At 69.6% G+C, this 14605-nt stretch carries 15 protein-coding genes; 7 read left to right on the top strand and 8 right to left on the bottom strand.

What is annotated here, in order from left to right:
- Positions 1 to 47: 47 nt before the first annotated feature.
- Genes B9C99_RS24710 through B9C99_RS24700 form a run of 3 tightly spaced genes read left to right on the top strand, consistent with a single transcriptional unit; the run spans position 48 to position 3663 of the window.
- Complete coding sequence (locus B9C99_RS24710) at positions 48 to 980, top strand: alpha/beta hydrolase (RefSeq protein WP_088899692.1); 933 nt, start codon at positions 48 to 50, stop codon at positions 978 to 980.
- Positions 973 to 1929, top strand: coding sequence for an MBL fold metallo-hydrolase (locus tag B9C99_RS24705; protein WP_016696425.1), 957 nt, complete (start codon positions 973 to 975; stop codon positions 1927 to 1929). Before B9C99_RS24710 ends, B9C99_RS24705 begins: the two co-directional genes overlap by 8 nt.
- 6 nt (positions 1930 to 1935) lie before the next feature.
- Positions 1936 to 3663, top strand: a complete 1728-nt coding sequence (locus tag B9C99_RS24700; RefSeq protein WP_088899691.1) for a CocE/NonD family hydrolase — start codon at positions 1936 to 1938, stop codon at positions 3661 to 3663.
- 33 nt (positions 3664 to 3696) lie between these two features.
- Here the strand turns inward: B9C99_RS24700 and B9C99_RS24695 are convergent, their stop codons facing one another.
- A complete protein-coding gene (locus tag B9C99_RS24695) occupies positions 3697 to 4266 on the bottom strand; it encodes a zeta toxin family protein (RefSeq protein WP_088899690.1) in 570 nt (189 codons plus the stop codon).
- On the bottom strand, positions 4263 to 4649 hold the full coding sequence (locus B9C99_RS24690) for a hypothetical protein (RefSeq protein ID WP_016696422.1): 387 nt from the start codon (positions 4647 to 4649) through the stop codon (positions 4263 to 4265). The genes B9C99_RS24695 and B9C99_RS24690 overlap by 4 nt, the downstream gene beginning before the upstream one ends.
- Before the next feature lie 206 nt (positions 4650 to 4855).
- Here B9C99_RS24690 and B9C99_RS24685 point away from each other — a divergent pair, with 206 nt between their 5' ends.
- Together B9C99_RS24685 and B9C99_RS24680 are read left to right on the top strand one after the other, a co-directional pair.
- A complete protein-coding gene (locus B9C99_RS24685; protein WP_088899689.1) occupies positions 4856 to 5926 on the top strand; it encodes a class I SAM-dependent methyltransferase in 1071 nt (356 codons plus the stop codon).
- 69 nt (positions 5927 to 5995) lie between these two features.
- Positions 5996 to 6361: an HNH endonuclease gene (locus B9C99_RS24680; RefSeq protein ID WP_016696420.1), complete on the top strand. Its 366-nt coding sequence runs from the start codon at positions 5996 to 5998 to the stop codon at positions 6359 to 6361.
- Positions 6362 to 6387: 26 nt separating this feature from the next.
- Here the strand turns inward: B9C99_RS24680 and B9C99_RS24675 are convergent, their stop codons facing one another.
- From B9C99_RS24675 to B9C99_RS24655, 5 genes are all read right to left on the bottom strand, one after another.
- Complete coding sequence (locus B9C99_RS24675; RefSeq protein ID WP_143543603.1) at positions 6388 to 7164, bottom strand: CPBP family intramembrane glutamic endopeptidase; 777 nt, start codon at positions 7162 to 7164, stop codon at positions 6388 to 6390.
- 1158 nt (positions 7165 to 8322) lie between these two features.
- On the bottom strand, positions 8323 to 9255 hold the full coding sequence (locus tag B9C99_RS24670) for a TAXI family TRAP transporter solute-binding subunit (RefSeq protein ID WP_088899687.1): 933 nt from the start codon (positions 9253 to 9255) through the stop codon (positions 8323 to 8325).
- Positions 9252 to 10679 carry a HAMP domain-containing sensor histidine kinase gene (locus B9C99_RS24665; RefSeq protein ID WP_088899686.1) on the bottom strand — a complete coding sequence of 476 codons (1428 nt, stop codon included), beginning with the start codon at positions 10677 to 10679 and terminating at the stop codon, positions 9252 to 9254. Before B9C99_RS24665 ends, B9C99_RS24670 begins: the two co-directional genes overlap by 4 nt.
- 1 nt (position 10680) lies before the next feature.
- Entirely contained in the window at positions 10681 to 11337 is a 657-nt protein-coding gene (locus tag B9C99_RS24660; protein WP_016696416.1) for a response regulator transcription factor, read from the bottom strand.
- A gap of 15 nt (positions 11338 to 11352) precedes the next feature.
- Entirely contained in the window at positions 11353 to 12720 is a 1368-nt protein-coding gene (locus tag B9C99_RS24655) for an MFS transporter (protein ID WP_088899685.1), read from the bottom strand.
- Positions 12721 to 12904: 184 nt separating this feature from the next.
- Here B9C99_RS24655 and B9C99_RS24650 point away from each other — a divergent pair, with 184 nt between their 5' ends.
- Both B9C99_RS24650 and soxR read left to right on the top strand, forming a co-directional pair.
- Entirely contained in the window at positions 12905 to 13123 is a 219-nt protein-coding gene (locus B9C99_RS24650) for a hypothetical protein (protein WP_231912079.1), read from the top strand.
- 97 nt (positions 13124 to 13220) lie between these two features.
- Positions 13221 to 13712: a redox-sensitive transcriptional activator SoxR gene (gene soxR / locus B9C99_RS24645; RefSeq protein WP_016696413.1), complete on the top strand. Its 492-nt coding sequence runs from the start codon at positions 13221 to 13223 to the stop codon at positions 13710 to 13712.
- A 10-nt stretch (positions 13713 to 13722) separates the two neighbouring features.
- Here soxR and B9C99_RS24640 read toward each other — a convergent pair.
- Positions 13723 to 14605: alpha/beta fold hydrolase (locus B9C99_RS24640; protein WP_088899684.1), on the bottom strand; the 883-nt coding region annotated here is incomplete at its 5' end.

Below are 14605 nucleotides of genomic sequence, written 5' to 3'. Positions count from 1 at the left end.
GTAGATCCCCACCCCACCCGTTCACCGCCCGAAGGAGACGACCGGTCATGCCGTTGCACCCCGAGATCGCCCGGATCCTCGCCGACCTGCCCGCCCCGCCGCCCGGACCGCTCGATCCGGCCGCGATGCGCGCCGGGGAGCAGGCGCAGGTTCCGCCGCTCGAGGAGCGACTGCCCCTGCACGACGTCCGCGACACGATCGCGGCGACCCCGGCAGGGCAGGTGCCGGTGCGGATCTACACCCCGACCGACACCGACACCTGTGGCCTGGTCGTCTACTTCCACGGCGGCGCGTTCTTCCTCGGCAGCCTCGACACCCACGACCACGTCGCCCGGCAGCTCGCGAAGACCACCGGCTGCACGGTGATCTCCGTCGGCTACCGCCGCGCCCCCGAAGCGCAGTTCCCCGCCGGTCTCGACGACTGCTACGGCGTCGTGCGCTGGGCCGCCGAGCACGGTACCGAACTCGGTTGGGACGGAAAGATTCTCGCGGTGGCGGGGGACAGCTCCGGCGCCACCTTCGTCGCCGCGGTCACCGGCCTCGCCCACGACGACGGGTTCGACCGCATCACCCACCAGGTGCTGTACTACCCGTCCCTCGACCTGGACTTCGACGAGGACCGCTATCCGTCGATGCGGGAGAACGCCGTCGGCTACGGCCTCGAAACCGCCGGACTGAAACCGTTCAATGCCTTCTACCTCGACAGCGGCGCCGACCCCGCCGACCCGCGCGTCTCACCGATCAAGCGGCAGGACCTGTCGGGGCTGCCGGCGGCGCTGGTCGTCACCGCCGAGTTCGACCCGATGCGCGACGAAGGCGAACTCTACGCCCGGCGGCTCGAGGAGACCGGGGTGCCGGTGACGCTGCGCCGCTACGCCGGTGCCAACCACGGCTTCGTGCAGAACTTCTCGTGGATCCCCGAATACGCGCAGGTCTTCGACGAGACCGCCGCCTTCCTGCAGGGCACCGCGCATGAGTGAGGCGGCGATCCACCCGATCGTCTCCCCCTGGGGACGGTTCGGGCTCTACACCTTCTTCATCGACGCCGACGAGCCCGCGATCGTCGACACGGGCATCGCGTCGTCCCCGGCCGAGGGCATGGCCCCCGCGCTCGCCACGCTCGGCCGGCGGCTCGAGGACGTGCGGTGGATCCTGCTCACCCACGGGCACATCGACCACATCGGCGGCGCCCACGCCCTGTGGGAGGCCACCGGCCGCACAGCGCAGGTGGTCATCCACGAGGCCGACGCCCCGCTGCTGCGCTCCCGGCAGGCACACGTCGACGACTACCTCACCGGCCGCGGCCGGTACCTGAACGACCCCGACGGGGCCGCGAAGGTCACCGCCGCCGCCGAGGCCGTCATCTCCGGGGAGATGGAACCGACCACGCTCGTACGCGGCGGCGAAACCATCTCCCTCGGCGGAGGAGTTGAGATCTCCGTGCACTCGATCCCCGGGCACACCCCGGGCTCGGTCGCCTACGTCGTCGAAGGGCAGAACAGCGTGTTCGTCGGCGACGCCGTCCAGGTACACGGCGCCGCCAACGGATTCCCCGGCTACACCGACCCCGACGCTTACCGCGACAGCCTCGCCTACCTGCGCGAGACGATCCGCCCCGAGACGCTCTATCTCGGGCATCCCTACCGCCGCGCCGACGGCACCCCCTACGGCGTCGAACTCGACCGCGACCAGGCCGCCGAAGCCCTCCGCGAGAGCGTTGACATCGAAGGGGGAGTGCGCGGCGCCGCGCACCGCTGCCTGTGCCACGGACTGCTCGACACCGACTCGGCGTACTCGCCGTTCGCTCCGGTCGCCGACGACCTCGGTTACACCGGCGATCCCACCCTCGAGCCGTCCCCGTTCTTCACCACACTGCACGGCTACCGCACCCAGTTCTCGCACCAGCCCCGACACGAAGAGGAGTCGTAGGTTCTCATGGCCGAGTTCGAAACGTTCGACGCAGGCGGACAGACCATCCACATCCGCAAGCACCTGCGGGTCCCCATGCGCGACGGCGTCGAGCTGGCCGCCGACGCCTACCACGGGGTCGACGACAAGCCCCGCCCCGCGCTGGTCGCGCTGAGCCCCTACGGCAAGGAACTCCAGGCACTCGCCCTGACCACCCCGCCGCAGCGTCGCCCCAGCCCCATGTGGGACGGCTGCATCGAGGCCGGCGACATCGCCCGCGTCGTCGCCGAGGACTACGTCCACGTCATCGGCGACATCCGCGGCTCCGGCGACTCCGACGGCGAGCACATCGGCAACTACAACGCCGGCGGGGTCTCCCTCGGGCAGGACGCCTACGACTTCATCGAATGGGTCGCCGCGCAGCCGTGGTGCGACGGCAACGTCGGCATGATCGGCATCTCCTACTTCGGGTCCATGCAGGTCCTCGCCGCCGCCGAACGACCCCCGCACCTGAAGGCCATCTTCGTCTCCGGCGGCCACTACGACTTCTACGAGACCACCTACCACGGCGGCATCATGTGGTTCATGCCCCGCGCCGCCCGCGAGGGTCGCGGCGGTGACTCCGGCTGGGCGTTCACCGACCGGGTCAAGTCCCGCATGCTCGAGACCTACACCCCCGACGAGATCCGGGCGCGCGTCGCCCAGCGGCTCGCCGACCCGGATGTCGCGGCCTGGCCGAATCTCGTGCACGTGCTGCACTACCCGAAGCACCACGAGGCGTGGTTCGACATCATCACCAACGAACTCGACGGCGACTGGTACGAGGAACGCAACCCGATCAATCTCGCCCGGAACATCGACATCCCCGTCTATCTGCAGATCGACCAGGGCCGCGGCTGGACGATGGACGGCACCATCGAACTGTTCCACGCCCTGCAGGGACCGAAGAAGCTCGACATCGGCCCCTACCCGCCCATGCAGTCGCGGCCCTTCATCGAAGAGCACGACACGATGTTCCGCTGGTACGACTACTGGATCAAGGGCATCGACAACGGCATCATGGACGAATCCGCCGTGAACGTCTTCGTCGAAGGCTCCCGGCAGCGGGTCACCGCCGACCAGTGGCCGCCCAAGGACGTCGAGCACCGGGCGCTGTATCTGCGGCCGCGCGGCAAGCTGTCCACCGAACCCGAACCGATGGGCACGCAGTACGCCGCCCCGGACGGCTTCTACCAGGCGCCGCTCACGGTCACCGACAAGGTCGAGATCCTGCGCTGGGAAACGCCGGTGTTCGCCGAACCCACCGAGATGATCGGCACCGGCGCCGCGCACCTCTTCGCCGAGATCGACCAGCCCGACACCAACTTCATCCTCCGCATGTGGGACTACGCCCCGAACGGCAAGCGGCAGCTGATCACCACCGGCTACCTCAAGGCCTCCCACCGCGAACTCGACGAGCGCACCACCGAGGGCGACCCCTACCATCCGCACACCCGCGCCGTGCCGGTCGAACCCGGCACCATCGAGGAATACGTGCTGCGGCTGTATCCGTTCGCCAACACCTTCATGCCGGGCCACAAGCTCGTCGTGGAACTGTCGAACAACGAACCGCTCGCCGACGAACACAACGCACTGCTGCCGCCGGACGCCTTCCACCTGCCCGTCGGCCGCCCGGTGACCCACAAGATCTACCGGGACGCCGCGCACCCCTCGCGGCTGGTGCTGCCGTTCACCACGAGCGCGGCGACGAACTGATCTCGTCGTATCCGCTCACCGGGCCCGGATCTCTCAGCCGAGCCCGGTGAGCGCCGCCGGCGCCCATCCCGGCCAGCGCACCGCACCCACCGGCACCCCGCCGGCGAACCGCGCCACCACCACCGGGGTCCCGGACGCCGTGTCGTACACCGACGCCTGATCGGCGCGGCCGATCGCTTCGGCCACCAGCGGCCACAACCGTCGATAACGCGCCCGGATCTTGTCCTCGGGCACCGCATGCCCACCGGAGGCCACCCGGTGCTGCACACGCAGCACCGACATCGCCTCGGGCACCAGCATCACGTGCAGCACCACCCTGAAGCCCGCCTCGTGTGCCCGGTCGATCAGCTCCAGCTTCGACGGATGCGAGAACACCGTCTCCGCGATGAACGACCGGCCCTGCCGCAGCAACCGATCCCGCGCCGCCGCGGCGAGTTGCGCCGCCTCGTACGACATCTCCTCGGCACGGTCGGGCCAGCGTTGCCGCGCGATCACATCCGCGTTGACGAACACGCTGCGCGGCAGCAGGGGAGCGAGAGACAACTCGACGAACGTCGACTTACCGGAACCGTTGGGACCGACGATCAGATCCAGACGCCTCATGCGTCGTCGAGCACCCGGCGACTACCGTCGGGACGCTGCTCGACCAACCGGCCCTCGTCGTCGAGCACCACCGTGGTGACCCCACGCGCGGCGAGCACCTCGGCGTAATCGGTGCGGGCCAGCCCGTCCGCCAGGCGCGCATCGATCTCCGCGTCGAACAGGCGTCCCTCCGCGGCGGTGAGTTCGCTCAGCTCCCGTGTCCCGGCCAGCGCCTCGTGCACCCGGTGCAGGGAGGCGGTTTCATGGGCGGTCATCGCGCGGCCGATACGGGCCCAGTATTCGAGTTGCTGACGTCCGGTGCGGTTCTGGCGGCCGCCCTCCGCGATGGCGCTGTCGACGAGTTCGGCGTCGAAGCGGGTGACCTTGTCGGTGGACGACGTCATGACGACCTCCTGATGTTGCAGTCTGCTACAAGCGTAGCTCTCTGCAACACGACACGCACCCCCGCACCATTCCGCCGTCACCCGGTTCGTGACCTGGCGGTCCGCACTGCCACCCGGATCGACACCCGATCGAACCCGAGCCGACGCCGAGGAACCGACCACGCGACCTACCGTGAGCGAGTACTCCCATCGCCAGGAGGTGCGTGATGACCACGGAGATACACGAACCCGACCAAGCACGACTCGAACAGACTCTCGGACAACTCGTCGTCGACATGGGCGCGGCCATGAACGGTGCCCTGGTCCTGATCGGTGTCGATCTGGGCCTGTGGCGAGCCCTCGACGAATCCGGCCCGACCACCAGTGAACAACTCGCGGCCCGCACCGGCCTCCGCGAACGCTATCTACGCGAATGGCTGTCAGCACAGGTAGCGAGCGGATATCTGACCTACGAGCCGGACAACGACACCTTCACACTGTCCCCGGAACACGCCATGGCGCTCGCTCGCGAGGACAGTCCGGTCTACCTCGCCGGCGGCCTCCACCTGATCAGTTCGGTCTACAAGGACCGGCTGCGCATCACCGAACGCATCCGCAACGGAGAGGGTTTCGGCTGGCACGAACACGATCCCGAACTGTTCGTCGGCACCGAACAGTTCTTCCGCCCCGGCTACCGCGCCAACCTCGTCGACGTGTGGCTGCCCACCCTCGACGGGGTCGTCGACAAACTGCGTGCCGGCGCCACCGTCGCCGACATCGGCTGCGGCCACGGGGTCTCCACCACCCTGCTCGCGCAGGCGTTCCCGCAATCCACCATCCGCGGCTTCGACTATCACGACGGATCCATCGCACGAGCCCGCGAACTGGCCGCGGAGGAGGGCGTCGACAACGCCACCTTCGAGGTCGCCTCGGCCGTGGATTTTCCCGGATCCGACTACGACCTGATCTGCTATTTCGACTGCCTGCACGACATGGGCGATCCCGTCGGCGCACTGCGGTACGCGCGCGGCGCGCTCGCCGACGACGGCACGGTGATGCTCGTCGAACCGTTCGCCCGCGACAGCCTGCCCGAGAACCTCAACCCCGTCGGCCGGATGTACTACGCCGCGTCCACGGTGCTGTGCACCCCGTCGTCGCTCGACCAACCGGTCGCGCTCGGGCTCGGCGCCCAGGCAGGGGAGCGACGGCTCGCCGATGTCGCGGCCGAAGCCGGATTCGGCACCTTCCGCCGCGCCACCGAAACACCCTTCAACCTCGTCCTCGAAGCACGCCCCTGAAATCGTCTCCGGGACACCGGATCGGCACCATCGGCGACCCCGGCGGCGCCGATGGGCCACGATCGGAGGATGGACCGCGTCAGCCGACTCTCGCTCGCCCTCGACCGTCAGGACGGGCGGTGCCTGTGGTGCGGACGGGAGTTCGGGCGGCTGATCACCCCGACCACCGATCATCTGGTGCCGCGACTGAAGGGCGGGCCGAGCATCACCGCCAACGAGGTCGCCGCGTGCCGACGCTGCAACGCCGACCGCGGACATGTCGCGCCGGTCGAATGGCTCGACCGGTGCCGGCAGCGCGAGGGCTGGACACCCGACGAGGAGCTGCTGACGCGACTGCTCGAGGAGCTCGCCGCCGAACTCGTCCGGGTCGGTGGTCATCGCCGTGCCCGGGATTATCTGTCCGCGCAGTTGCGGCGGTTGCGGCGACCGTCATAATGCACGGGGAGCCCAGGATGAATACGTCACTGTGACGTTTCTGGGTTTGTCGTCCGAGGTGGAGGAGGGGAGTCCGCACCCTCGACCCGGCGGGACGCGACCCGCAGACAGGTCAGGACGAGCACGGCGACCCCGACGGCCACCGCGGACGCGACAGGCGAGTAGATCCCGCTCGCCGCCAGGAGCGTCCACGCCACATTGGACGAGGCGTGACCGACCACCGCGATGATCGGCGCGCCGCCGCCGGCGACCGTCATCTGCACCAGCAGCATCCGGAAGACGACAGTGAACGCGAGTTGGCCGAGCAGCATCGCCGACCCGTAACCGGCCTGCACGTGAGGAATCAGATGCCACAGCGCCCAGATCACGCCGATCACCGCGCCGGTGGACAGCACACCGCGGGTACGCAACAGCGCCGGCATCAACACCGCCGTCCACCCGAGTTCCTCGCACACCGCCGCGACGAAATACGCACCGGTGACCGCCACGAGGGAGACCGAGATGCCGGACGGACCGGTACCGGCGACCGCGATGGATGCGACCAGCACCAGCACAGATGGTACAACCAGTGCGACGATCAGCCACAGCGCGCGCGGCGGCGTGCGCATACGTTGCCCGGCCGCGTCACGTCCGCCGCCGGCGGCGAGGGCCGCAAGTGCCGGGCAGACGAACATCAACGCGCTGATCGGCAGGCGCGCACCGGCGAGGTCGAGTTCACCGTCGGTGAGTGCGCCCCAGAGGTAGAACGGGACGGTGGTGATCGCGAAGACCACCCAGAAACGCAGGAGCCGTGGTTGCGTCACGGTCGACCTTCCCGGATCGCGTTGTCACTGCCGCGCCGATGATATCGACGCAGATACGTGTCCGCAGCGGCACCCGCGGACCACCTGAAAACGTCACTGTGACGTTTTCACGACGGCTGGGCGGACGAGCAGGGGACGAGGGCGGCGGGCCCGGAAGGTCGTCTCGGGCGTCCGAGGCAGCGAACCGACACCAGGCGGCGGTCCGGGCCGGCCACAGGCCGAGGGCCGGGCCGACGCGGATCGGGCGGCGCGGATCGGGCACGACGAATGCGCGGCAAGCTCGAGCGTCGGGAGCGCGTCATGCGGCGCGGAGGGAACAACGCGCGCCGGACGACACGGCGCACGACGCGATGCAGTGCGTGCGACGATGCCCGCGAATCTGCGGATCGGGACGCCGGTCGGCAGCATCGGGATTATCAGCGCCGAACCCCAGGTCACGGCAGGTATCGAAATTGCCGATAATCTACATTATGTTAACTAGAGTGGAATCGGACCTCCTCCGGGTAGGTGCGGCAGGGCGTCCCGACACATTCGGAGATCCCTGGTTCGACCCGAATCGATGCGATGGGCCCCACCCGTCACCCGGCCCCTGACCCGAGTCCGGTTCGCCTCCGGACCGAACTCTGCCGCCGTACCGCGACCGGCCCGCCGGCGCCCGCACCGGATCGAGCCGCCGATCCGCTCGACGCGCGTTCGGCTGCTCATGCATCGGTGCCATGCTGCAGCGACGCGCACACTGCAACGACTCACGGTTCGCCGATGCGGCGTTGCGGCAGCGCCGTGTCGTCGTCGCGTGCGTGTTGCGCGCAGCAGATCGCGCGGACGATGCGGATGCTGGTGGTGCGAGATCATCCCGTCCCCCGGGGTGCCGCGACCACCGCTCGCCCCTTCTCGCCTTTTCCACATTTGATGGATAATCACCGTTATCCATGAATCGTGTTGGTGCACAACAGATTTCACGCGCCAAGCGGTGAACGGTTCCATTGTGCCCCGCGCATGTCCCCTGCACAGCCGATCCGGTCCCGATCTCTTCGGACCTCGAGGGCGAGCCCGATCTCCGCACCGCATCCCCACGACACCAGCGCATGCCTTCCACCCCACTATCTGCCCTTGGGACGGCACAATTCCGGGGTGCTTCTCCCCTGCCCGACCGTCTCGTCAGCCGTGATGGCGCCGGTACGCGGCCACCGCTCCCGGATGCAGCGGGACATCGGCGGTGACGATCAGCGACTGCCGGTCGAGGAACTGACTGCCGGTGGCCTGGGCCGGCACGAGTTCGGAGGCGCGGTCGACGAGCAGATCCACCAGTGCGGCGGCCGCCTCGTCCGACACCGAGGCGCCGGCGAGCAGCAGGTTGCCCAAGCCGATGGTGGCGACGGCGTCCGGCTGCCCGTACGTGCCGGGCTGGATGAGCACCGGTTCGTAACGCGGACCGAATCGCGCCCGCAGCGGTTCGAGGAGCACGGACAGATCGATCAGCCGCAGCGGCACACCCAGATTCGCAAACGACGGGGTAGGAACACCACCCGCCCACAGGACGGCGTCGATCTCGCCGTCCACCACTGCGCGACCGGCGTCGGCCATCGACAGGTGCACCCGGGTGACGGCTCCCGGCTCGGCGAGCCCGGCGACGTCGAGGATGCGTTCGCCGGTGAATTCGGCACCCGATCCGGGAGCTCCGAGGCTGATCCGTGCGCCCCGCAACTGGGCGATCTCCCGGATCGGTGAGTCTGCACGCACGGCCAACTGCATGTAGTTCTCGTAGACCCGCCCGATCGCCGTGAACTGCGCGCCCTCGTCGTGGGCCCGCACCGCGACGTCGGTGAGGGTCAGCGCCAGCTCCGCATCCCCCGCCGTCAGCGCGGCGAGATTGGTGACCGACCCCGGGGTGCGTTCCGGCACGACCGTAATGGGAAGACCCGCTCGCTCGGCGGCGGCCGCGGTGAGTTCCGCGAACTCCCAGAAGAACCCACCCTCCTCCCCTGCCGCCAGGATCAGTTCCTCACGCTCTCCGGTGCGCGTGCAGCCGGCGACGGCTCCACCCACCGCCAGCAGCGCAAAGGACCGCAGGAGATCGCGGCGGGTGATCATGATGCCTCCGCGCGGGAGTCGGCGGGCAGTGTCAGGATGACGACGAGTCCGTGCGGATCTGCGGCGACGAGATCGACGGTGCCGCCGCCGCTCTCGACGAGCGCGACCGCGATGGACAGCCCCAGGCCGGTACCGGGCCCGTCGGCTCCGGACCCGCGGAAGAACCGGGAGGTGAGGGCGCCGAGCTCGTCGGGTGCGACTCCGGCACCGTCGTCCTCGACGCGGATCCGGAGGATCCCGCCGTGGTGTCGGGTGGTGATGCGGACCCCGGTGGCCGCGCGTGCGTACTTGCTCGCGTTGCTGAGCAGCACATCGAGCACCTGCGCGAGATGGTCGGCGGAGAAGCAGGCGTACAGGCGCTGCGCAGACGGTTCGTCTACGGTGACGGTCATGCCGGCCTCGGCGAGGGCCTCGGACCAGGCATCGACGCGGTCGGCGACGACGGCGCCGACATCGCACCCGTCGTGTCCTTCGGTGCCCGCTGTGTCGGTGGGTGCTTCGGCGGTCGCGAGGGCGAGCAGGCCGTCGAGGATGCCGCCGAGCCGGTCGACTTCGACGGCCGTGCGCCGATAGGTCTCCGTGCCGGCGGCGGCGACGTGCGGTTCGAGGGAGTCGAGCCGGATGTGCAGGGCGGCGAGCGGGTTCCGGAGTTGGTGCGCGGTGTCGGCGATGAGCTGTTTCTGAGCGCGGGTGGACGTGCGGACGGCTTCGGACATGGTGTCGAAGGCCTGCGTGAGTTCCCGGACCTCCGGTGGGCCGTGGTAGCGGACCGAGACGGTGGTGTCGCCGGTGCGGAAGCGTGGGTGCAGCGCCGGGACGCTGTCGGTGAGCGCCGCGACCCGCGCGGTGAGTGCGGTGAGCGGGCGGACCGTCCACCGCGACAGGGCGGTCGCGAGGATGGTGACGAGCACGAGGGCCGCTGCCGCACCGGTCACGATGAGCAGCCACGAGGTGCGGATGTCGTGGCGGGCGGCGTCGGTGGACACCTCGATGACGACGGCTCCTTCGACCTGGGCGCCGGTGCCCACCGGCACGGCGAGCAGTACCCGCTGCGGGGACCACGGGGTCAGCGGACCCCCGATTCCCTGTTTCTGGTTGCGCAGACCGGCGGTGATCGCCTCCGGCACACCGGGATCGGTCGGGGTCAGGCCCGCGCTCGCGCGGGGTGCGCCGCGCGCGTCGACGATGAGCACGCCCTCGTCGTAGAGGCGGTGGTAGCGGGTCACTTCCTCGTCGAGCAGGGCGGTGCTGCCGGGGGCGCGCATCTGGACGGCGAGGGTGGCGAAGTGGTGGGCGTCGGCTTCCCGGTTCGCTCCCAGGACGGCGGTGCGGCCGGCGCTGGTGGCGAGGGCGAGCGGTACGGCGAAGGCGACGACGGCGATGGTCGCGAAGACGAGCAGCACCGCCAGGACCCGCCGGCGCATGTCAGCCGCCCCACCGGTAGCCGTAGCCGCGGATGGTGGAGATGAGGCCGGGTCGGGCGAGTTTCGCGCGCAGCCCGGTCATGTGCACGTCGAGCGACCGGGAGATCGCCACGTAGGCGTCGCCCCACACGGCGTCCATGAGTTGTTGGCGGCTGACCGCGGCGCCGGGGCGGGCGACGAGGACGGCGAGCAGGTCGAATTCCTTCGGGGTGAGAGTCACCGGTTCGCCGCCCACCTCCACTTCGCGGGCGTCGAGGTCGACGACCACGTCGCCGGCGCGGACGATGCGGGAGGACTCGGACAGCGCGCGGCGCCGTTGGGTGACGACGTCCACGCGGGCGAGCAGTTCGGCCAGGCGGGCCGGTTTGACGAGATAATCGTCGGCGCCGCCGCGCAGGCCGCGTACCACCGAGCGTTCGTCGCCGCGCGCGGTGAGGATCACGACGGGGACGTCGCTGACGGCCCGCAGTTGCCGGAGCACCTGCAGGCCGTCGGCGTCGGGCAGGCCGAGGTCGAGGATGACGACGTCGAGGTCGCGGTGGCCGAGGAGCAGGTCGGCGCCGCGCCGCATGCGGATCGGCCGGTGGCCGTGGGAGGTGAGGGCTTCGACGAGGGCGTCGCCGACTCCGTCGTCGTCCTCGACCACCGCGATCTGCACGTGGGTCCCTTTCGGTCAGTGTCGTGAGCTGGCCAGGTCGGCGTGCTCGTCGGGGGTGTCGGTGTGGGTGCTCGTGCGGTCCAGGGGTGAGCCGTCGGAGGTCTCCCGCATGAAGAAGTACACGACGAGCGAGACGGCGATGCAGCCGGTCACGTAGTAGAAGAATAGCGATTCGTGGCCGGCGCGCTTGAGGGCGAGCGCGACGGTTTCGACGGTGCCGCCGAAGATCGCGAGGGTCAGCGCGTAGGGCAGGCCGACACCGAGCGCGCGGACCTTGGTGGGGAACAGTTCGGTCTTGACGATGGCGTTGACCGAGGTGTAGCCGGTGACGACGGTCAGGCCGAGCATCATCAGTCCGAACGCGATCAGCGGGTGCGTGGTGCTGCCGAGGATCGTCATCAGCGGGACGGTGAGCACGGTGCCGCCGACCCCGAAGAAGATGAGCAGCTTGCGGCGGCCGATGCGGTCCGACAGGGTGCCGCCGATGGGTTGCAGGACGATGAACACCAGCAGGGCGGCGAAGTTGATCCAGGCCACGGTGTCCTTGGAGATGCCGGAGGTGTTGATCATGTATTTCTGCATGTAGGTGGTGTAGGTGTAGAACGCCACGCAGCCGCCGAGGGTCAGCGCGCACACCAGCAGGCATTCGCGGGGGTACTGCAGCAGCATCCGGATGCCGCCCTGCTCGGGCGCGCCGTCCGGCTGGTCGGCGGTGCTCTTGGCCGCGACTTCCTCGGTGAACGCTTCGGATTCGTCCATGGTGCGGCGCAGCCACATCACGGCGACGGCGGCGACGGCGCCGATGACGAACGGGATGCGCCAGCCCCACGCCTGCATGGCCTCGGCGGAGAGGGTGAGCTGCAGGACGATCTGGACGCCGAGGGCGATGAGCTGTCCGGCGACGAGGGTGACGTACTGGAAGCTCGAGTAGAACCCGCGGCGTCCGGGTGAGGCGACCTCGGCGAGATAGGTGGCGCTGGTGGCGTATTCACCACCGACGGACAGTCCCTGCATCATGCGGGCGAGGACGAGAAGAAGGGGTGCGGCGAGTCCGATGGTCGCGTAGGCCGGGGTGACGGCGATGATGAGGGAGCCGACGGCCATGACGGTGACCGACAGGGTCAGCGCCGAGCGCCGTCCGCGCCGGTCGGCGTAGCGGCCCATGATCCAGCCGCCGATCGGTCGCATGAGGAATCCCACGGCGAAGATCGCTGCGGTGGACAGCAGTTGGGCGGTGGGGTCGCCTTCGGGGAAGAATTCCTTCGCGAAGTAGACGCTGAACGCGGCGTAGACGTACCAGTCGTACCACTCGATCAGGTTGCCGACCGAGCCTTTCAACACGTTGCCGATGACTCGGCGTTCGCCCGTCGAGGTGGTGCTCACCCGGGACTCCTTTCGCTGCGTGGATCTGTGCGCTCCCCACAGTGGTTCGGGTCACAGTGGTTGCGGAAGGGTCTGTGGCGGTTCCTAACACTCCCTTAGGAATGTGGTCGGGACGGGCGGGATCGGCGTGGCGCGCGGGGTGCCGCTCCCCGCTGTACCGGTCGGAGGTTCTACGGTGGTCGGCGTGACGATCCCCGCATCGAGTTATCTGTTCCAGGCCCGGACGTTCGTGAGCGGTTCGCGGAAGTGGCGGTTCGAGGCGGCGTTGGCGACCGCGCGGGTCTGCGAGCGGTTCGAGCGGCCGTATCCGAAGTCGGTGCGGACGCTGGCGCACACCGCGTACGACATGTTGCGGATGGATGCGCCGGAGGTCGCTGCTGAGTTCGGGCCGCCGTCGTTCTGACCCCGGTGCTCGCGCGAGCCGGGTGCTCGGTGCCTCGGGTGGCCGGTACTGTGCAGCACAACTCGATCACGATGTCTGCGGGGCGAGGAGGGGGCCGATGAACCCTGCGATATGGCTGACACCCGGCCAGTTGGCGGACCGTTCCGGGGTGGCGGTCTCGGCGCTGCACTACTACGAGTCGCGTGGTCTGATCACCAGTCGCCGCACCTCGGGCAATCAGCGGCGTTATCGCCGCGACACGCTGCGCAAGGTCGCGTTCATCAAGGTCGCGCAGGGCGTGGGGGTGTCGCTGGACGAGATCAAGGAGGCGTTTGATTCGTTGCCGGACAGTCGTGTGCCGACGACGGAGGACTGGGCGCGGCTGTCGCGGGCGTGGCACGACCGGCTGACCCGCCGCATCGAGGATCTCACCGCGTTGCGGGACAGTTTCACCGATTGCATCGGCTGCGGGTGCCTGAGCTTGGCGTCGTGTCCGCTCGCGAATCCCGGTGACGTGCTCGGGCAGCAGGGTCCGGGTCCGCGTCGGCTACCGGTGCACGACGACGATCCGCCGGTGGAGGCGGCGCCGCGCGCGGAGTCGTCCGGCTGAGGTCACACGGTCAGGTGCGCGCGGCCTCGATCTGCTGCACGAACCGGGCGGTGGCGTCGGCGACGTCGCGGGGATGGGAACGCGGCGACCAGTGCCCGGCGTCGAGTGGGTGGATGCGCAGGTCGGTGACCCAACGGGAGGTGTCCTCGTAGCCCACGGGACGTACCGCACGGTCGCGCAGGTTCTGGATCAGCTGGACCGGGACGTCGGTGCGCCGCTCGCGGGGTCGGGCGAGACGCGCGCGGATGTTCGCCCGGTACAGGGACAGTCCGTGCACCATGTCGTCGGCGAGGGTCGGGGCGACGGGTGCGATCGCGGTGGGGTCGGTGCGGTCGAAGAATCCGACGAAGGCCGGCCAGTGGTGGGCGAGCCGGCCGCGCAGCACCGGATTCGGCAGGCCGGGGATCTGGAAGGCGAGGGTGTAGGCGGAGGCGAGGGCCTGTTCGGCGGGGCCGAGTGGGCGTTTCTGCCGGAGGCGGCGGCGCATCCACAGGCCGAGGTGGTCGAGGTTGGGGCCGGAGATCGAGGTGTGGGAGGCGATGCGCTCGCCGGCGTCGGGTTCGCACACCGCTTCCCAGCACAGCACCGCGCCCCAGTCGTGGCCGAGCAGGTGGACCGGGTCGTTCGGGGCGAGGGCGTCGATGACGGCGTGCAGGTCGGCGGCGAGGTGCTCGAGCCGGTAGTGCGCCACCTCGCGGGGCACGGTGGAGGCGCCGGCGCCGCGGTTGTCGTAGCGCAGGATGCGGAAGTCGTCGGCGAGCAGGGGTGCGACGCGGTCCCACAGGGCGTGGGTGTCGGGCCAGCCGTGGACGAGGACGAGCGTCGGGCCGTGCGGGTTGCCTTCTTCGACGACGTGGAGTCGGACGGGCCCGTTGGGGACGGTGTGCGTGGTC

The organism is Rhodococcus sp. BUPNP1, assembly GCF_002215235.1.
GTDB lineage: Bacteria > Actinomycetota > Actinomycetes > Mycobacteriales > Mycobacteriaceae > Rhodococcus.
The sequence above is the reverse complement of the archived record's forward strand: the minus strand, read 5'-3'. Positions and strand labels throughout refer to the sequence as shown.